Origin of the sequence: Vibrio sp. THAF190c (assembly GCF_009363355.1) — a bacterium.
Classification (GTDB): Bacteria; Pseudomonadota; Gammaproteobacteria; order Enterobacterales; family Vibrionaceae; genus Vibrio; species Vibrio fortis_A.
Map to the genome: position 1 here is coordinate 316,554 of NZ_CP045338.1, position 17,093 is coordinate 333,646.

The 17,093-nt window shown below is 45.0% G+C and carries 9 protein-coding genes, 2 tRNA genes, 1 rRNA gene and 1 riboswitch; of the genes, 6 read left to right on the top strand and 6 right to left on the bottom strand.

Annotated features, from left to right (window positions below; all coding sequences use genetic code 11):
• Nucleotides 1–12 precede the first annotated feature (12 nt).
• The 3 genes from rrf to FIV04_RS01490 all read left to right on the top strand — a co-directional run bounded on the left by rrf (nt 13) and on the right by FIV04_RS01490 (nt 381).
• A 5S ribosomal RNA gene (gene rrf / locus FIV04_RS01480) occupies nt 13–128 on the top strand.
• A gap of 41 nt (nt 129–169) precedes the next feature.
• Nucleotides 170–246: transfer RNA gene (locus FIV04_RS01485), tRNA-Asp, on the top strand.
• Nucleotides 247–304: 58 nt separating this feature from the next.
• Nucleotides 305–381 (top strand) — tRNA-Trp (locus tag FIV04_RS01490).
• 978 nt (nt 382–1,359) lie between these two features.
• On the opposite strand, the gene FIV04_RS01495 is transcribed toward FIV04_RS01490, so the two are convergent.
• Nucleotides 1,360–2,643, bottom strand: a complete 1,284-nt coding sequence (locus FIV04_RS01495) for a sodium:proton antiporter (protein ID WP_032552981.1) — start codon at nt 2,641–2,643, stop codon at nt 1,360–1,362.
• A 169-nt stretch (nt 2,644–2,812) separates the two neighbouring features.
• Here FIV04_RS01495 and metH point away from each other — a divergent pair, with 169 nt between their 5' ends.
• Nucleotides 2,813–6,490: a methionine synthase gene (gene metH, locus FIV04_RS01500; RefSeq protein WP_152468068.1), complete on the top strand. Its 3,678-nt coding sequence runs from the start codon at nt 2,813–2,815 to the stop codon at nt 6,488–6,490.
• 63 nt (nt 6,491–6,553) lie between these two features.
• Here the strand turns inward: metH and lysC are convergent, their stop codons facing one another.
• On the bottom strand, nt 6,554–7,852 hold the full coding sequence (gene lysC, locus FIV04_RS01505; protein WP_367618262.1) for a lysine-sensitive aspartokinase 3: 1,299 nt from the start codon (nt 7,850–7,852) through the stop codon (nt 6,554–6,556).
• Between the two features lie 182 nt (nt 7,853–8,034).
• Nucleotides 8,035–8,212: riboswitch (Lysine riboswitch) on the bottom strand.
• 176 nt (nt 8,213–8,388) lie between these two features.
• Between lysC and FIV04_RS01510 the strand changes: the two genes are divergently transcribed.
• The gene (locus tag FIV04_RS01510) at nt 8,389–9,528 is read left to right on the top strand and encodes an alanine--glyoxylate aminotransferase family protein (protein WP_152468070.1); all 1,140 of its coding nucleotides are present in this window, start codon (nt 8,389–8,391) and stop codon (nt 9,526–9,528) included.
• A 61-nt stretch (nt 9,529–9,589) separates the two neighbouring features.
• On the opposite strand, the gene FIV04_RS01515 is transcribed toward FIV04_RS01510, so the two are convergent.
• The 4 genes from FIV04_RS01515 to FIV04_RS01530 all read right to left on the bottom strand — a co-directional run bounded on the left by FIV04_RS01515 (nt 9,590) and on the right by FIV04_RS01530 (nt 16,102).
• Nucleotides 9,590–11,365, bottom strand: coding sequence for a PglL family O-oligosaccharyltransferase (locus tag FIV04_RS01515; RefSeq protein ID WP_152468071.1), 1,776 nt, complete (start codon nt 11,363–11,365; stop codon nt 9,590–9,592).
• A gap of 95 nt (nt 11,366–11,460) precedes the next feature.
• Nucleotides 11,461–14,292, bottom strand: a complete 2,832-nt coding sequence (uvrA, locus tag FIV04_RS01520; protein ID WP_152468072.1) for an excinuclease ABC subunit UvrA — start codon at nt 14,290–14,292, stop codon at nt 11,461–11,463.
• Nucleotides 14,293–14,431: 139 nt separating this feature from the next.
• A complete protein-coding gene (gene galU, locus FIV04_RS01525; RefSeq protein ID WP_150895903.1) occupies nt 14,432–15,304 on the bottom strand; it encodes a UTP--glucose-1-phosphate uridylyltransferase GalU in 873 nt (290 codons plus the stop codon).
• A 150-nt stretch (nt 15,305–15,454) separates the two neighbouring features.
• Nucleotides 15,455–16,102: a LuxR C-terminal-related transcriptional regulator gene (locus tag FIV04_RS01530; RefSeq protein WP_152468073.1), complete on the bottom strand. Its 648-nt coding sequence runs from the start codon at nt 16,100–16,102 to the stop codon at nt 15,455–15,457.
• Between the two features lie 281 nt (nt 16,103–16,383).
• Here FIV04_RS01530 and FIV04_RS01535 point away from each other — a divergent pair, with 281 nt between their 5' ends.
• Nucleotides 16,384–16,932 (top strand): single-stranded DNA-binding protein, encoded by a 549-nt coding sequence (locus FIV04_RS01535; protein WP_032552989.1) that lies wholly within the window; start codon nt 16,384–16,386, stop codon nt 16,930–16,932.
• The last annotated feature ends 161 nt before the right edge of the window (nt 16,933–17,093 follow it).

Genomic DNA, 17,093 nt, shown 5'->3' on the forward strand with positions numbered 1-17,093 from the left:
TTTAAGAATTTGCTTGGCGACCATAGCGTTGTGGACCCACCTGATTCCATGCCGAACTCAGAAGTGAAACGCAATAGCGCCGATGGTAGTGTGGGGCTTCCCCATGTGAGAGTAGGACATCGCCAGGCTTTAATTTTGGAACCACGTCTAAAGACGTGTTTACCACTGCGGAGTGGTAGTTCAGTTGGTTAGAATACCGGCCTGTCACGCCGGGGGTCGCGGGTTCGAGTCCCGTCCACTCCGCCACTTATTCGAGAGCCTCGCCTAGTGCGAGGTTTTTTCGAATCTACAGTATTGAAATTTTAGGGGTGTAGCTCCAATTGGCAGAGCAGCGGATTCCAAATCCGCGTGTTGGGAGTTCGAATCTCTCCACCCCTGCCATCTTCGAAAGCCTCAGCAGAAATGCTGAGGCTTTTTTCGTATTCGACGGCCAAAAAATAAAACAGCGGATTCTGAGGTTACCAGAGATACATACGTTGAGAGTTAGATTTCAAACATAGTCGAATCCCCGGAGTGCCGCCCAGTCCCCCCAGCCATATTCAAAGGCTCTGACTAACGTCAGAGCCTTTTTGTTTCCAGACACTACAACAATACTATTAACAGAATAGCTGACTCCCTGATCACCAAAACAGCGTGTATTGAGAGTAGCTGTACCAACATAGTCGACCTCTGACTCACTAGCCTAGTTCACCTGCTATATATTAAATTTGGAACAGTGTTGAAAGAGCTAAGCAAATCGCTCGCTTATCCGATCGAGTCTTTGAAGTGTCAGCGCAATCGAGCATCGCCATATTGAAGGCTCTAGCTGAACCCCTAAAGTATTTGTATTTTCTAAAGCTTGTGTCGGGAATTAGAAATTCTCAACTCTGCTGTGTACTGAATCCTCGGTAGGCATGGTAGAGCTTTCCATCTGTTGTTTCTTTGAAGTAGTGTTCAGATAACTAGATGACTGGCTCACCAGTTGTAGAGTTCTATGGAGCTGTGGGCGTTCTTACCTAGGATCATCATAGGCTTTAGCTGACTTCGGAGCTTTTTGTTGTTTAAGAAGTATTACTCCACTCCCAGCCACATGAAGACAATACATCTGTAATCTTCTAACTCCAGCCCTATTTAATTTATAAATGAAGGGATAGTCTGGTGCTATTGAGCGCAAATACTACTTAATCCTTGATTAGCTCTAACTCATTGGTGTCTGAACTATCGAGACAAGGCTGTGTATTTCAAAAAAGTGAGATTTTCAGTTGTTGCTAGGATGTATTAACGCGAAGAGTAAATGAGTAGTAATGATAGTTGGAAGATAGCTTGATAGGGACAGGATAGAGGCTACTTAGGGTGTAGCCTCTATATAGGGTAGGAGTGTTATTTGTTTAACTCTTTTTCTGCGAGCTTAGCTTTCTCAATCATTGGTGTAATCGTTGAGCCTTGAATCAAGATTGAGAACACTACCACTGAGTATGTCATGACTAGGATGATCTCTTTTACATCGATCAGTTTGTCTTCGATGACCCAAATACCTGATGGAATAGATAGAGCCATTGCGAGAGCTAGACCACCACGTAATCCGCCCCAAGTAAGAATCTTAACTGACCATGGGTTGTAGCTTCTAAAGCGCTTAAAGCCAATGTATGACAAGAATACACTTAGGTAGCGAGCCCCTAGCACTAACGGCACAGAGAAAGCCATTAAGATCCAGTCTTCTTCGTGGAATTCGAAAAGTAGCATCGACATACCGATCAGTAGGAATAGCACGCCATTTAGGAACTCATCGACTAGCTCCCAGAAGTGGTCTAAGTGGTCCTCACTCTCTTTTGAGAAACCGATAAAGCGAGTCCAGTTGCCGATCATAATACCTGATACCACCATAGCTAATGGACCTGATACATGAAGTACTTCTGCAAAAGCGTATCCAGCTGTTGGGATACCGATAGTCAGTAACAGCTCCATTGAGTGGTCGTCGGTGTTACTAATCAGGTAATGGAACAGGAGTCCTAATGCAAAACCGTAAACAATCCCGCCAATCGCTTCTTGGATAAATAGCATCGTTACGCTACCTACCGTCGGAGCTTCAGTACCAAATGCAATGGTAAATAGGGTGACAAAGATAACCAGACCAAAGCCATCATTGAACAGCGATTCACCTTCAATTTGGGTCGAAATGCGTTTTGGTGCATCGAGTTTTTTAACGATCGCGAGTACTGCTATTGGGTCAGTCGGTGAAATAAGAGAGCCAAACAGTAAGCAGTAGATAAGATCAAACTGAATGCCGATAACCTGGCAGAATCCATAAAGCACAAATCCAATAAAGAAAGTCGAAAATAGGGTCGCGCCCAATGCGAGTACTGTGATTTCCCACTTTTGATCTTTTAGGTTGGGCAGTTTAATCCCTAATCCACCTGCGAACAGTAGGAAGCCTAAAATCCCTTTGAGTAGAAAGTCTTCGAAATTGATACTTGCTACCGTGTCCGAAGCGATTTCAGACAGCTGAAACCAATTGTTTTGACCTGCAATCAGGATAATCAGTGAAAGCATCATTGAGCCAGCAGTAATGGCGATAGTAGTTTGCATCTTTCCTATCTTGCTGTTTACAAACGCTATCAACATTGCTGCTGCAGATAAAAAGCAAAGTGTGTAGTAGACCGACATTGGATTTCCGATATGTAACAAAATATGAACATGAATTTTCGTCCTCTATCGCTTAAATAGCAAACTGTTTTTTGTCATAGATTAGTTATCAAATTCTCCGTTTAGACGTCTAGACTCCTTTTTAATGTGTGATAGGATGGAGTGATAATTAAAGGAATGAGGCTGTACTGTGGGAAGTAATGTAAAGCAACAGATCGAAGCTCAATTAAAGCAACGAATTCTATTGATCGATGGTGGCATGGGCACCATGATCCAGAACTATAAACTGGAAGAGCAGGACTATCGAGGAGAGCGCTTTGCTGATTGGCATAGTGATCTTAAAGGCAATAACGACCTTTTGGTACTCACTCAACCTCAGCTTATTAAGGACATACATTCAGCTTACTTAGAAGCTGGCGCAGACATCCTTGAAACCAATACCTTTAACGCTACTACCATTGCGATGGCTGACTATGATATGGAAAGCCTCAGCGAAGAGATTAACTTTGCTGCAGCCAAGCTAGCTCGTGAAGCCGCTGATGAGTGGACTGCGAAAACACCGGAAAAGCCTCGCTATGTCGCTGGTGTGCTTGGTCCAACTAACCGTACTTGTTCGATTTCTCCTGATGTAAATGACCCGGGCTATCGAAATGTTAGCTTTGATGAGTTAGTGGAAGCTTATTCCGAATCAACCCGAGCGCTGATCAAAGGTGGTTCTGACCTGATCCTGATTGAGACTATCTTCGATACTCTAAATGCTAAGGCTTGTGCATTTGCCGTAGATACCGTATTCGAGGAGTTAGGTATTACTCTGCCTGTTATGATCTCAGGTACTATCACTGACGCATCAGGTCGTACGCTTTCCGGTCAAACAACTGAAGCTTTCTACAATTCATTACGCCACGTTCGCCCACTGTCCTTTGGCTTAAACTGTGCCCTAGGACCAGATGAACTGCGCCCATATGTAGATGAGCTTTCTCGCATTTCAGAAACATTTGTCTCAGTTCACCCTAATGCTGGTCTTCCTAATGCATTTGGTGAATATGATCTCTCTCCTGAAGATATGGCCGCTCACGTAAAAGAGTGGGCTGAGAGTGGCTTCCTAAACCTCATCGGTGGTTGTTGTGGTACCACGCCAGAACATATTCGCCATATGGCTAATGTGGTCGACAATGTTAAGCCGCGAGCTTTACCTGAGTTAGCTGTTTCATGCCGTCTATCAGGATTAGAGCCCCTCACTATCGAAAAAGACACATTGTTCGTTAATGTTGGCGAACGTACCAACGTTACCGGTTCTGCTCGATTTAAGCGTTTGATTAAAGAGGAGCTTTATGACGAAGCTCTGGAAGTTGCTCGTCAACAAGTTGAGAATGGCGCGCAAATCATCGATATCAACATGGACGAAGGCATGCTAGACGCTGAGGCGTGCATGGTGCGTTTCTTAAATCTATGTGCGTCTGAACCTGAGATATCTAAAGTGCCTATTATGGTCGACTCCTCGAAATGGGAAGTCATCGAAGCCGGCCTGAAATGTATTCAAGGTAAGGGCATCGTTAACTCGATCTCCTTGAAAGAAGGTAAAGAGAAATTTGTTGAGCAAGCCAAGCTGATTCGCCGTTATGGTGCTGCGGTTATCGTGATGGCTTTTGACGAAGTCGGTCAAGCAGAAACCCGTCAGCATAAGCTAGAGATTTGTACTAACGCATACAATATCTTGGTGAATGAAGTTGGTTTCCCGCCGGAAGATATTATCTTCGACCCGAACATCTTCGCGGTGGCAACAGGTATTGAAGAGCACAACAACTACGCGGTTGATTTCATTGACGCGGTAGCAGACATCAAACGCGACCTTCCATATGCGATGATTTCAGGCGGTGTATCTAACGTATCGTTCTCTTTCCGTGGTAACAACTACGTTCGAGAAGCGATTCACGCGGTATTCCTGTATCACTGTTTCAAGAACGGTATGGACATGGGTATCGTTAATGCTGGTCAGCTTGAAATTTACGATAACGTCCCAGATAAACTGCGTGAAGCGGTAGAAGATGTTGTTCTTAACCGTCGTGATGACTCGACGGAGAGACTACTAGATATCGCTGCGGAATACGCTAATAAAGGTGTCGGCAAAGAGGAAGATGCTTCCGCACTTGAGTGGCGTACTTGGGCGGTTGAGAAGCGCTTAGAGCATGCACTTGTCAAAGGTATTACTGAGTTTATCGTCGAAGATACCGAAGAAGCTCGTTTGAATGCCAGTAAGCCACTAGAGGTCATTGAAGGCCCTCTAATGGATGGTATGAATGTGGTTGGTGATTTGTTTGGTGAAGGTAAGATGTTCCTTCCTCAGGTAGTTAAGTCAGCGCGTGTAATGAAGCAAGCCGTTGCACATTTGGAGCCTTTCATTAACGCTTCTAAGCAAGCTGGTTCTTCAAACGGTAAGATCTTGCTCGCTACTGTAAAAGGTGATGTTCACGATATCGGTAAGAACATTGTGGGCGTGGTACTGCAGTGTAATAACTACGAGATTATTGACCTTGGAGTGATGGTTCCTTGCGAACAGATCCTAAAAGTCGCTAAAGAAGAGAATGTCGACATTATCGGTCTATCTGGCCTGATCACTCCATCACTGGATGAGATGGTACATGTAGCTAAAGAGATGGAGCGTTTGGATTTCGACTTGCCACTGCTGATTGGTGGTGCAACAACTTCCAAGGCGCATACTGCAGTTAAGATTGAACAGAACTACAAGAACCCTGTGGTGTATGTGAACAACGCATCAAGAGCGGTTGGGGTATGTACGTCCCTGTTATCTGATGAGCTTCGTCCTGCATTTGTTGAGAAGCTAGATTTGGATTATGAGCGTGTTCGCGATCAGCACAACCGTAAAAAACCTCGCACTAAGCCTGTAACGTTAGAGCAAGCTCGAGCGAATAAAGTCGCTATTGATTGGGAAAGCTATACGCCGCCAGCTCCAGCTAAGCCGGGTGTGCATGTTTATGATGACTTTGATGTTTCGACTTTGCGTCGTTACATTGACTGGACTCCGTTCTTCATGACTTGGTCACTAGTGGGTAAATACCCTGCAATTCTTGAGCATGAGGAAGTGGGCGAGGAGGCAAAACGTCTATTTAAAGACGCCAATGACCTTCTTGATCGAGTTGAACGTGAGGGTTTACTCAAAGCTCGTGGTATGTGTGCGCTGTTCCCTGCGGCAAGTGTTGGCGACGATATTGAGGTTTACACTGACGAATCACGCACTGAGGTTGCTAAGGTTCTTCATAATCTACGTCAGCAAACAGAAAAGCCAAAAGGTTTTAACTACTGTCTGTCTGATTACATTGCGCCAAAAGAGTCTGGTAAGAAAGATTGGATCGGTGCCTTTGCCGTAACAGGTGGTATTGGAGAGCGTGAGCTTGCTGATGCATACAAAGCTGCGGGCGATGACTACAACGCCATCATGATCCAAGCAGTAGCTGACCGACTTGCTGAAGCATTTGCAGAGTACCTACATGAGCAAGTACGTAAAGATATCTGGGGTTACTCCGCCGATGAAAACCTATCAAATGATGAGTTGATTCGTGAGAAGTACCAAGGCATTCGTCCAGCACCGGGTTATCCTGCATGTCCCGAGCATACTGAAAAAGGCTCATTGTGGGAGCTACTGAAAGTGGAAGAGACGATCGATATGTCTTTGACGAGTAGTTATGCGATGTGGCCAGGTGCATCAGTATCGGGTTGGTATTTCTCTCACCCTGATTCACGCTACTTTGCAATTGCTCAGATTCAGCAAGATCAAGTAGATAGCTACGCTGATCGCAAGGGTTGGGATTCGCTTGAAGCCGAGAAGTGGTTAGGTCCAAACATTAACTAAGATCGACTAGAAAGAGAAAGGGTTGCCATTGCGCAACCCTTTTTTGTATCTATTTGATTGGTTTTACTCTTGTTCAAACAACTCTTGGTGAAGTTTCTGAATTGCCGAACGAGAAACCGATTCATGCACTAGGAAACAAAGGTTGTGTGGACTCGCTCCGTAGCAGATCATGCGTAAGTTGAAGTCTTCAAGAGTGCTGAATACCTGCTTAGCATAGCCCTTGCTCTCACTCATATTGTTACCAATAAGCGCAACAAGACATAGGTTGTGTTCAACTTCTACTGTACATAGCTCTTCAAGCTCTTTGCGTACAACTTCAGGCAATTCCGGAGCACCACCAGAAGTGTCTGTTTGATCGAGTGTCAGAGAGACACTGATCTCTGAGGTTGTAATAAGATCAACAGAGATCTTATGCTTAGCGAGGATCTCAAATACTTTCGCCAAGAAGCCGTATGCGTGGAACATGTTCGCACTGCGCAGTGTAACCATGGTTTGATTGCAACGCAGCGCAAGTGCTCTAAACAGTGGTGAGCTCTCAACTTGTTGACGAATCCAAGTACCTCCTTTTTCTGGCTCTTTAGATGAGCCTACAAAGACAGGAATCTGATGACGTAGTGCTGGCACTAATGTAGAAGGATGCAAGATCTTCGCGCCAAAATTTGCCATTTCAGATGCTTCGCTGAAGCTGATCTCTGGAATTGGTGACGCTTTAGGGGCGATACGAGGGTCTGTGGTGTAGATTCCCGGAACATCAGTCCAAATCTCTAGACCAGCCGCCAATACTGATTCTGCAATCAATGCTGCTGAATAGTCGCTTCCGCCACGACCAAGTGTGGTTGTATTACCTTCATCGTCTGCACCAATAAACCCTTGGGTAACTACGACGCGTTCTTGACACAAAGGAATCAGTTTTTCTTGAGCAAGCTGAGAGATTTGCTCCAGTTGAGGTTCTGCTTTGCCGTAAGCGTCATTGGTACGCAGGACGTCACGGATATCAAATCTGACTGCAGATACGCCACGCTCTCGAAGAATTTGCGCAAAAAGGTGAGTCGACATTAGCTCACCACATGCCACTAAGTGGTCAGTTAATTTAGCACTTGATTGAAAAGATGCAGCTTCTGCAGCACTCGCAACATTGTCCAGAATCGTATGGATCTCTTTCTCGACACTCATTGGTTCTGCGAGTTGATCCAAAATCGCGTGATGGATATCTGTTAGTTGGCTCATTAACTCTTGGCGGCGGCCTTGGTCTTGTACGCCGTTAGCTAATTCAACTAACAGGTTGGTGACGCCTGAACACGCACTGCTGACAACAAGCTTGGTATTTGGATTATTCTCAATAATGGCTGCACAGCGACTCATTGCTTCAAAGTTAGCAACGCTTGTCCCACCGAATTTGGCGACATTAAAAGAACCAGCTACATTAGATGCGCTCACGATAAATCTCCCGACTTCCTAAAATAAAAATTACTGTTGGTAATCCAACGTCCAATGTTTTGAAGAGAGGGTTTAGAGCAAAGAGAGAGGTGTGTATTTGAATTGTAAACCTCAGAAGCTCCTCATCATATTGGAATGATGACAGTTAATGGGATTCAGCCCGATTAACCGATAACAGAAACCCGACATGTTTCAGTTACCTCGGCACTGCTCCCCCTGAATGTTCTGTATTGGAAATGTGGTTCCACAAAACATCTACCTGGGCAGTGCTCCTCTTCTGCTTGATAGCTGTTTTATTGAACGTGTTTGCGGTAAGAATGTCAATCGGTAACTCAAGATAAAGTGAAAATAAATTTAACAATTCTGTGACATTGGTTTGACCTCGAGACTTTCGACTAATTGCTGAGGTTGTGGATTTGCTTTAGTGTGGAAGGTTCATGTCATAAACATAAGGGATAATTATGTCGAACCTGCACACAACCGCCACCGCTGAAAGCTTTTTTCCTCCTCATCGCACGCTAATGGGACCGGGGCCCTCTGATATTTCACCACGAGTATTACAGGCACTGAGCCGTCCTACTATTGGCCATTTAGATCCTTTGTTTATCAATATGATGGATGAGGTGAAACAGCTATTAAAGTATGCTTTTCAAACGGAAAACGAGTTTACGATTGCAGTTTCAGCACCGGGGAGTGCAGGTATGGAGACCTGTTTCGTCAATCTGATTGAACCCGGTGAAAAAGTGATTGTGTGCCGTAATGGCGTATTCGGTGAGCGAATGCGTGAAAACGTGGTTCGCTGTGGTGGCGAAGCTATTTTGGTTGACGATGAGTGGGGGAAACCTGTCTCCGTTGATAAAGTAGAGCAGGCACTGTCCGAACACCCAGATGCAGTTGCTGTTGCGTTTGTTCATGCAGAAACATCAACGGGTGCCCTTACAGATGCGGAAGCGATTTCTCAGGTTGCTCGTCGCTTTAACGCACTAACAATCGTGGATGCTGTGACTTCATTGGGTGGAGTCCCTCTGTTGGTGGACGAATGGCAGTTAGACGCCGTCTACTCGGGTAGTCAGAAGTGTTTGTCTTGCGTTCCGGGTCTTTCGCCAGTGACTTTTTCTCAAAAAGCGGTAGAGAAGATGAAAGCGCGTCAATCGCCTGTGCAAAGCTGGTTCTTAGATCAGAGCTTGGTGCTAGGGTACTGGAGTGGTGAAGGAAAGCGTAGCTATCATCATACTGCGCCGGTAAATAGCCTGTATGCTTTGCATGAGTCCTTGGTGATTCTACGCAATGAAGGGTTAGAGAACGCTTGGGAGCGTCATCAATCAGCACACCGTGAGCTAAAGGCAGGGCTTGAATCTCTTGGTCTAAGTTTTGTGGTTGAAGAGGGAAGTCGACTACCGCAATTGAACGCGGTGTATTTCCCTGAAGGAATTGATGAAGCAGCTGTTCGAACACGACTGCTTGAAGAGTACAACCTAGAGATTGGCGCGGGTCTTGGCGCATTAGCTGGGAAAGCGTGGCGAATTGGCTTAATGGGCTATGGCGCTCGCAAAGAGAATGTTGCCTTGTGTTTGAAAGCTATGGCGGATGTTTTGAAGTAAATACTTCGTATCATTGATTTGAAAGGCGAACGGGTTATCTCGTTCGCCTTTTTATTAGGTGCTATTGAGCACTGCTTTGCGCTGATGATGTCGATGACTTTACCTGTGATGGGCGCTGATACTGCACGGTTGAAAAATCTCTATTAGGGAACAGGAATTGCGCTTCGCTGCGAATCTGTTCGGCTTTGCTTTCGTCCCCTAAGCCTTGGTAAGCCAAGATCAGGTTGTTGTAAAACGCCGGTCGTGGTTTTAACTTGATGATATTCAAAGACCAATCGATATACGGCTGAATCAGCTTCGGATCTTCTTGATAGAGTCCGATATTGAGATAAGTACTGTAGATATCCCAATCGTAACGATCTTTCCAAACTACAGGGTTCGAAACCTCTTTAAGAATATCCGGATTTTTAGGCTGTGATTTCTCAAACTTGGTCAGCACATAATTGGTGTGTAAGGCGCTCAACATATAGAAGCTGACAAGAATTGGCACAACCAGGCTCATTACTCTAAATAAGGTTTTACTGATAACGCTAAATCCCTTTTGGTAATGATAGGAAGTGCGTTGATCAACCCAATAAAGGAGTACAATAAAGGTGATCCAATGAATGGCCGAGTGATAAAACGGGTACTCAAGTTGTGAGTGCAAAACGATCGGAATAAACAGAGCGAACAGAGCTAACTGTGTTCCCTTTGTGGCCGTAGTTATCCGACCTGCGACCAAAGCTGCTGCAAGTAGAATACCGATGATCGGTACGATTCCCCCCTCAACACCCCAAAATAACAATTCATTGTGCGGGTGATCCATCGCAGGAAGCCCTGGGTGATAATTGGAATTGAGTTGATGTTGACGTGCTGTGTACAGCGTATATTCAGACTCAAATTTACCATAGCCATAACCAGAGAATGGCTTTTCTACCATCATGTCTAAGGCTTGCGGAAAAGTATAAGCTCGAGGGCTTTCTAAGTGTGTACGCTTGCTGGCTAGGCTATCGGCTGCTTGTAAGTTGATGATAGCAAAACCAGCAATCAGTCCGATCAATACAGAACCGCACCAGCCGTAAAAACGCTTCTTGGTCGAAAACTTGTAAAGGTATGGCAGGATAAGGACAAAGCTTAATACACTAGCCAGCCAACCCGTCCTGGATGCGATGATGATCAGCAGTGGTGCTGTGATCGCTGGCATCAGATAGAGTAGAAACGACTCGCTCAGCTTAAGGTTGTACTTGGTTGGTTGTCTTGCCAGAAGATATGCAGAGAGCACAAAACCTGTTGCGAGAAAGCTCGCCATCACATTTGGCTGCTGGAAAATACCATAAGGGCGGTTGGCTTTGGTGTTGTAGCCAAACATATTGCCGGCTTCTAAGAAAAAGTACTGGAAGTAACCAAACAGAGCTTGAATCATAACGGCGAGTACAATGAACCACAGTAAGCGCTGCTTATGTTTGTTACTAAACTTGAATTGCTGAAGAAGAACGAAAAAAGCGAAGCCCGTCCATAGCCCAAGTAAGCGACCTGAAGCTCCGGAAGGATCTGCGTTGCTGTATAGGACTGGCAGTGTAAGAATAATGCAGCTAATCAGAAGCCCGATAGTGAGCTTTGAGTACTTGATGACTCGGTTATTGGCCATTTGGTAAAAACCAATTGCTAAAGTAAAGCTCAAGGCCAGCCAAGTGGTAGGGTTGAAGGAGAGTGCTAAGCCTGAACCACCAGGGTTAGGCATAAAAAAGTGCATAGCGATGAGAAAGACAACGGCCAAAGAAACCAAAAAGGGCTTATTGAGCGGAAGTTGAGTCACTTGACCCTCAAGCTGTGTACCACTGGTGTGTATTGTCGCCATAGATCCTTAACCTTATAAAAACGGGGCTTGTCCAATTAGAACAAGCCCCGATACTTTAACACTTTTCGTCTTATTCGCTGAGCGCTATTGTAGACCTATTTCATAGTTAACATAGGCTTAAGAAAGCGAGCGGTGTGAGAGCCTTCGACCAATGCCACATCTTCAGGCGTGCCAGCAGCAATAATTTCACCACCGCCTTGGCCACCTTCTGGGCCTAAGTCGATGATCCAGTCTGCGGTTTTAATCACATCCAAGTTGTGTTCGATTACTACGACTGTGTTTCCGTGATCACGCAGGCGGTGTAGAACGGTCAATAGCTGTTGGATATCGTGGAAGTGAAGACCTGTAGTCGGCTCATCTAGGATGTATAGAGTCTTGCCTGTATCACGCTTAGATAGCTCACGAGCCAGTTTGACACGCTGGGCTTCACCACCAGACAGTGTTGTCGCGGCTTGTCCAAGTCGAATATATGATAAGCCCACATCCATTAATGTTTGGAGCTTACGTGCGATCACTGGAACTGGGTTAAAGAATTCTCGAGCATCTTCGACCGTCATCTCTAACACTTCATCGATGGTTTTGCCTTTGTAGCGCACTTCCAATGTTTCACGGTTATAGCGTTTCCCTTTACATACATCACAAGGAACGTATACATCTGGTAAGAAGTGCATTTCGACTTTAATTACACCATCACCCTGACAGGCTTCACAGCGCCCACCTCGAACGTTGAAGCTAAAGCGGCCCGGCTTGTAACCACGAGAACGTGCCTCTTGTGTACCCGAAAATAGTTCACGAATTGGTGTGAAGATACCGGTATAGGTCGCTGGATTAGAACGTGGCGTGCGTCCAATTGGGCTTTGGTCGATATCGATAACCTTATCGAAATGCTCTAAGCCTTTTATCTTCTTGTACGGTGCAGGTACTGCTGTTGTAGCACCGTTAAGCTGCGTGTGGGCGATCTTAAAGAAGGTATCGTTAATCAGAGTTGATTTGCCAGAACCTGACACACCCGTAATACAGCTGAACAGGCCGACAGGAATTGTCGCTGTCACCTCTTTAAGGTTGTTGCCTGTCGCACCAATCAGCTCTACGACTTTTTTCTTGTCGATTGGAGTACGCTCTTTTGGTACTGCAATTTCTTTTACGCCACTGAGGTACTGGCCAGTCAAAGAGTTTGGATTGTCGATGATCTCTTGCATGGTGCCTTCGGCTACAACATTACCACCATGAACACCAGCGCCCGGACCAATATCAATCACGTGATCGGCACAGCGAATCGCATCTTCATCATGCTCTACCACTAATACGGTGTTACCAAGATCGCGAAGGTGTACGAGAGTCTGTAGCAGCCGCTCGTTGTCGCGCTGGTGGAGACCGATGGAAGGTTCATCCAGAACATACATAACGCCAACTAGACCAGCACCAATTTGGCTTGCAAGACGGATTCGTTGCGCTTCACCTCCTGAAAGTGTCTCTGCGCTGCGCGATAGGTTGAGATAGTTCAAGCCAACGTTGACCAAGAAGTGTAGGCGGTCGTTGATCTCTTTCATTACCTTTTCGGCAATTTGCGCGCGTTGGCCACTCAACTGCAGATTTTGGAAGAATGCCAAGGCATCAGCAATACTCAGTTCAACAATCTGTGGCAGAGTGGTATCACCAATAAATACATTACGCGCTTCGAGTCTTAGGCGGGTACCGCCACAGCTAGAACAGGACTTAGTTGAAATATACTTCGCAAGATCTTCACGAACTGAGTTCGACTCAGTATCACGGTAGCGTCTTTCTAACGTATTCAGAATACCTTCAAACGGGTGACGCTTAACTCGAATATCGCCACGATCATTGATGTACTTGAACTCTACTTCTGTGCGACCCGAGCCTTTCAAGATGATGTCTTGAGTTTTCTTTGGCAAAGAGTTGAACGGAGCAAACAGATCAAATCCGTAGTGCTCAGCTAGCGAGGTGAGCATTTGGAAGTAGTAATAGTTCTTTTGATCCCAACCTTTGATGGCACCGTCTGCAATACTTAGGTTGTCGTCAACAATAATGCGGCTTGGGTCGAAATATTGTTGTACACCTAGGCCATCACAGGTACCACAGGCACCGGCAGGGTTGTTGAAAGAGAACAGTCGTGGTTCAAGCTCTTGCATGCTGTAACCACATTTAGGACAAGCGAAATTAGCCGAGAACACAATTTCTTCTTGGTCGTTATCATCCATCCAATCGACAACGGCGATACCACCAGATAGCTCTAAAGTGGTCTCAAAAGACTCGGCGAGTCGTTGTTGAAGATCTGGGCGAACCTTGAAGCGATCGACCACAACTTCAATCGTATGCTTCTTATGTAACTCTAGTGCTGGTGGATCGGAAAGATCACAGGTCTCACCGTCGATTCTTGCTCGAATGAAGCCTTGAGCTGCAAGGTTTTGCAGTGTCTTAACATGCTCACCTTTACGCTCTTTAACGATAGGAGCAAGCAGCATCATTTTCGAGCCTTCAGGTAGTTCTAGTACCTTATCAACCATTTGACTGATGGTTTGTGCTGCAAGCGGGATATGATGATCTGGACAGCGAGGTTCACCAACACGAGCATACAAAAGTCTCAGGTAATCATAGACCTCTGTAATTGTCCCCACTGTTGAGCGCGGGTTATGAGATGTCGACTTTTGCTCGATAGAGATTGCCGGAGATAAGCCTTCAATGTGGTCAACATCGGGCTTTTCCATAAGGGATAAAAATTGACGAGCGTAGGCAGACAGTGACTCAACGTAGCGGCGCTGACCTTCTGCATACAGGGTGTCGAAAGCCAGTGAAGACTTACCAGACCCAGACAAACCCGTAATCACAATTAACTTATCTCTTGGGATTGTTAGGTTTATATCTTTGAGGTTGTGCGTGCGAGCACCCCTTACTTCAATTTTATCCATTTCAGGTAACCATGTAATTTTCAGTGGCTAAAGTATTACATAGTGTGAGTTTTGTGCAAAGTTTTACTGGATAAAAAAACAGTACAAAAAAGGCAGCTCGATTGAGCTGCCTTCAAAACAGAGTAAAAACTGGAAGCGATTACGCTTCTTTCTTAGTTGAGTGTTTATCTAGCTCAACTTTCTGTGCGTCTTTCTTGTATAGGTTTTCGTAGCAGAAGTTCGTTGCTTCGATGTAGCCTTCAACGCTACCACAATCGAAGCGTTTACCTTTAAATTTGTATGCAAGTACACAACCTGCTTGAGCTTGTTTTAGTAGCGCATCGGTGATTTGAATTTCGCCGCCTTTACCAGGTTCTGTGTTCTCAATCAGTTCGAAGATATCTGGAGTCAGAATGTAGCGACCAATGATAGCGAGGTTGCTCGGAGCAGTACCTTGCTCCGGTTTCTCTACCATGTCATCAACACGGTAAAGGTCATCTTTAATCATCTCACCTGAAATCACACCGTATTTGTGTGTTTCGTCTTCTGGTACTTCTTGTACCGCAACAATTGAACAGCGGAATTGTTTGTAAAGCGCGACCATCTGCGCAAGTACACCTTGCTGCTCGTTTACACATAAGTCATCAGCCAGTACCACAGCAAACGGTTCGTCACCAACGAGTTCACGACCCGTCAAGATAGCATGACCTAAGCCTTTCATTTCACGCTGACGAATGTAAGTGAAGTTTGCCGCTTCAATGGTTTCACGAATGTTGTACAGCAGTTCTTCTTTATTAGTACCGCTGATTTGGTGCTCAAGTTCGTAGTTCTTGTCGAAGTGGTCCATGATCGAGTGCTTACCACGGCCTGTTACGATACACATGCCGTCCATACCCGCTTCAATTGCTTCTTCAACGCCATATTCGATGAGCGGTTTGCTCACAACAGGCATCATCTCTTTTGGCATCGATTTAGTTGCAGGTAAGAAACGTGTACCGTAGCCAGCTGCCGGGAAAAGGCACTTTTTAATCATGGTAAAAAACCCTATATCTTTAATAATTATCGACTCAGCTCTATGTGCTGAATATTTCTGAGGGCAACTCTAGCACAGGTAATGTCGAAAATTCAGCAACAATCCGTATGCTTTATTGGAGCTGTCCTCAAAAATATTGATATTGGCAAGTTATGAAATTAGGTTCTGGTTTGCCCACGCTATAGCTTGCCCTCGATTCTTTACAGCCAGTTTACGAAAGATTTGATAAAGATGGGATTTGACTGTGAATTCACTGATAAACAGATCTTCTGCGATCTGGGTATTCGAAGCGCCAGTTTGTAGGCAGCGAATCACCTGTAACTCTCGGATAGTTAAATCGACCGTAACAGGGCAAGTGCTGATGTTGACGATATTGCGATAGTAGAACAGCAATTGGCTGGTGATCTTTCTTGGTAACCAATTCTCTCCATTAATGATCCTTGTGATGCCTTCAGCTATTTTCGGTTTGGTATCGCTGCAGTAGAACAACCCTTTTAAGTGCCCAAAGCGGATGATCTCTTGAGTCTGCAGTGGCTTTTCGACATTGAAAAGAATGATTTCAAAGTTCTTCCACAGTACAGCAAGATTAGGGAAAGCCTGAAACATGTCAGGCAGTTGCTTGTAATCGACCAAGAGGATTCGATTGCTCTGCTTTTTGTTGATGCACATTATCTCTCCTGGAGGCATTCTATACATTGGAATAGAAAGTAAATTTTCTATCTCATTGATGTACAGATGAGTCTGTTCTAGGTCTAAGCATAAAAAGTGTAATGTGCGAGTATACCTCGATACTTTCATGTGAAAGCTCCTTCTAATGTTTATTGGGAAGCGTTCACACTGTCATGATGCTAATTTCATCACTAGTCGCTTTGTTATGACTTGCGTTGAATATCAATTCACCACGTAAATGAGTGGTTTGTAAGTGGCGAAAAAAACAACACCCGTCTGAATATCATGATTTGTTACGTTTTTATTCTTTCGATTCAATAGAGAATCGGATTGCGATTTATCACTGTTAAAAAGCGTGTTATTCTTATGCGCTAAAATTTTCAAGACTATGAGTTTAGACGGAGCAAATCATGGCTAGCCGTGGAGTTAACAAAGTTATATTAGTGGGTAACCTAGGTAATGACCCTGAAATTCGTTACATGCCAAATGGCGGTGCAGTAGCGAACATTACCATTGCAACGTCAGAATCATGGCGTGATAAAGCAACTGGCGAACAGCGCGAGAAAACAGAATGGCACCGTGTGGCTCTGTTTGGCAAGCTGGCAGAAGTTGCAGGTGAATACCTACGTAAAGGTTCTCAAGTTTACATTGAAGGCCAACTGCAAACGCGTAAATGGCAAGATCAAAGCGGTCAAGATCGCTACACAACGGAAGTTGTTGTTCAAGGCTTTAACGGCGTAATGCAAATGCTAGGCGGTCGTGCTCAAGGTGGCGCACCAGCTCAAGGCGGTATGGGTGGTCAACAGCAGCAAGGTGGTTGGGGTCAACCTCAGCAACCACAACAGCAGCAATACAGTGCACCTGCTCAGCAGCAAGCACCTCAACAACAAGCTCCACAACAGGCTCAACCTCAATACAATGAGCCACCAATGGATTTTGATGACGACATCCCGTTCTAAACTCTGTTTTTCGTAAATCAGAAAACAAAGTATTAAAATGGAAAAGCCGCGTTTGTCGCGGCTTTTTGCTACCCGAAACTCTTAACGCTTTATTTACAACCGCAAAATATAGTATAACGTAGCAGTACGGTATAATGTGAGTTGAAAAGGATTTCGTTATT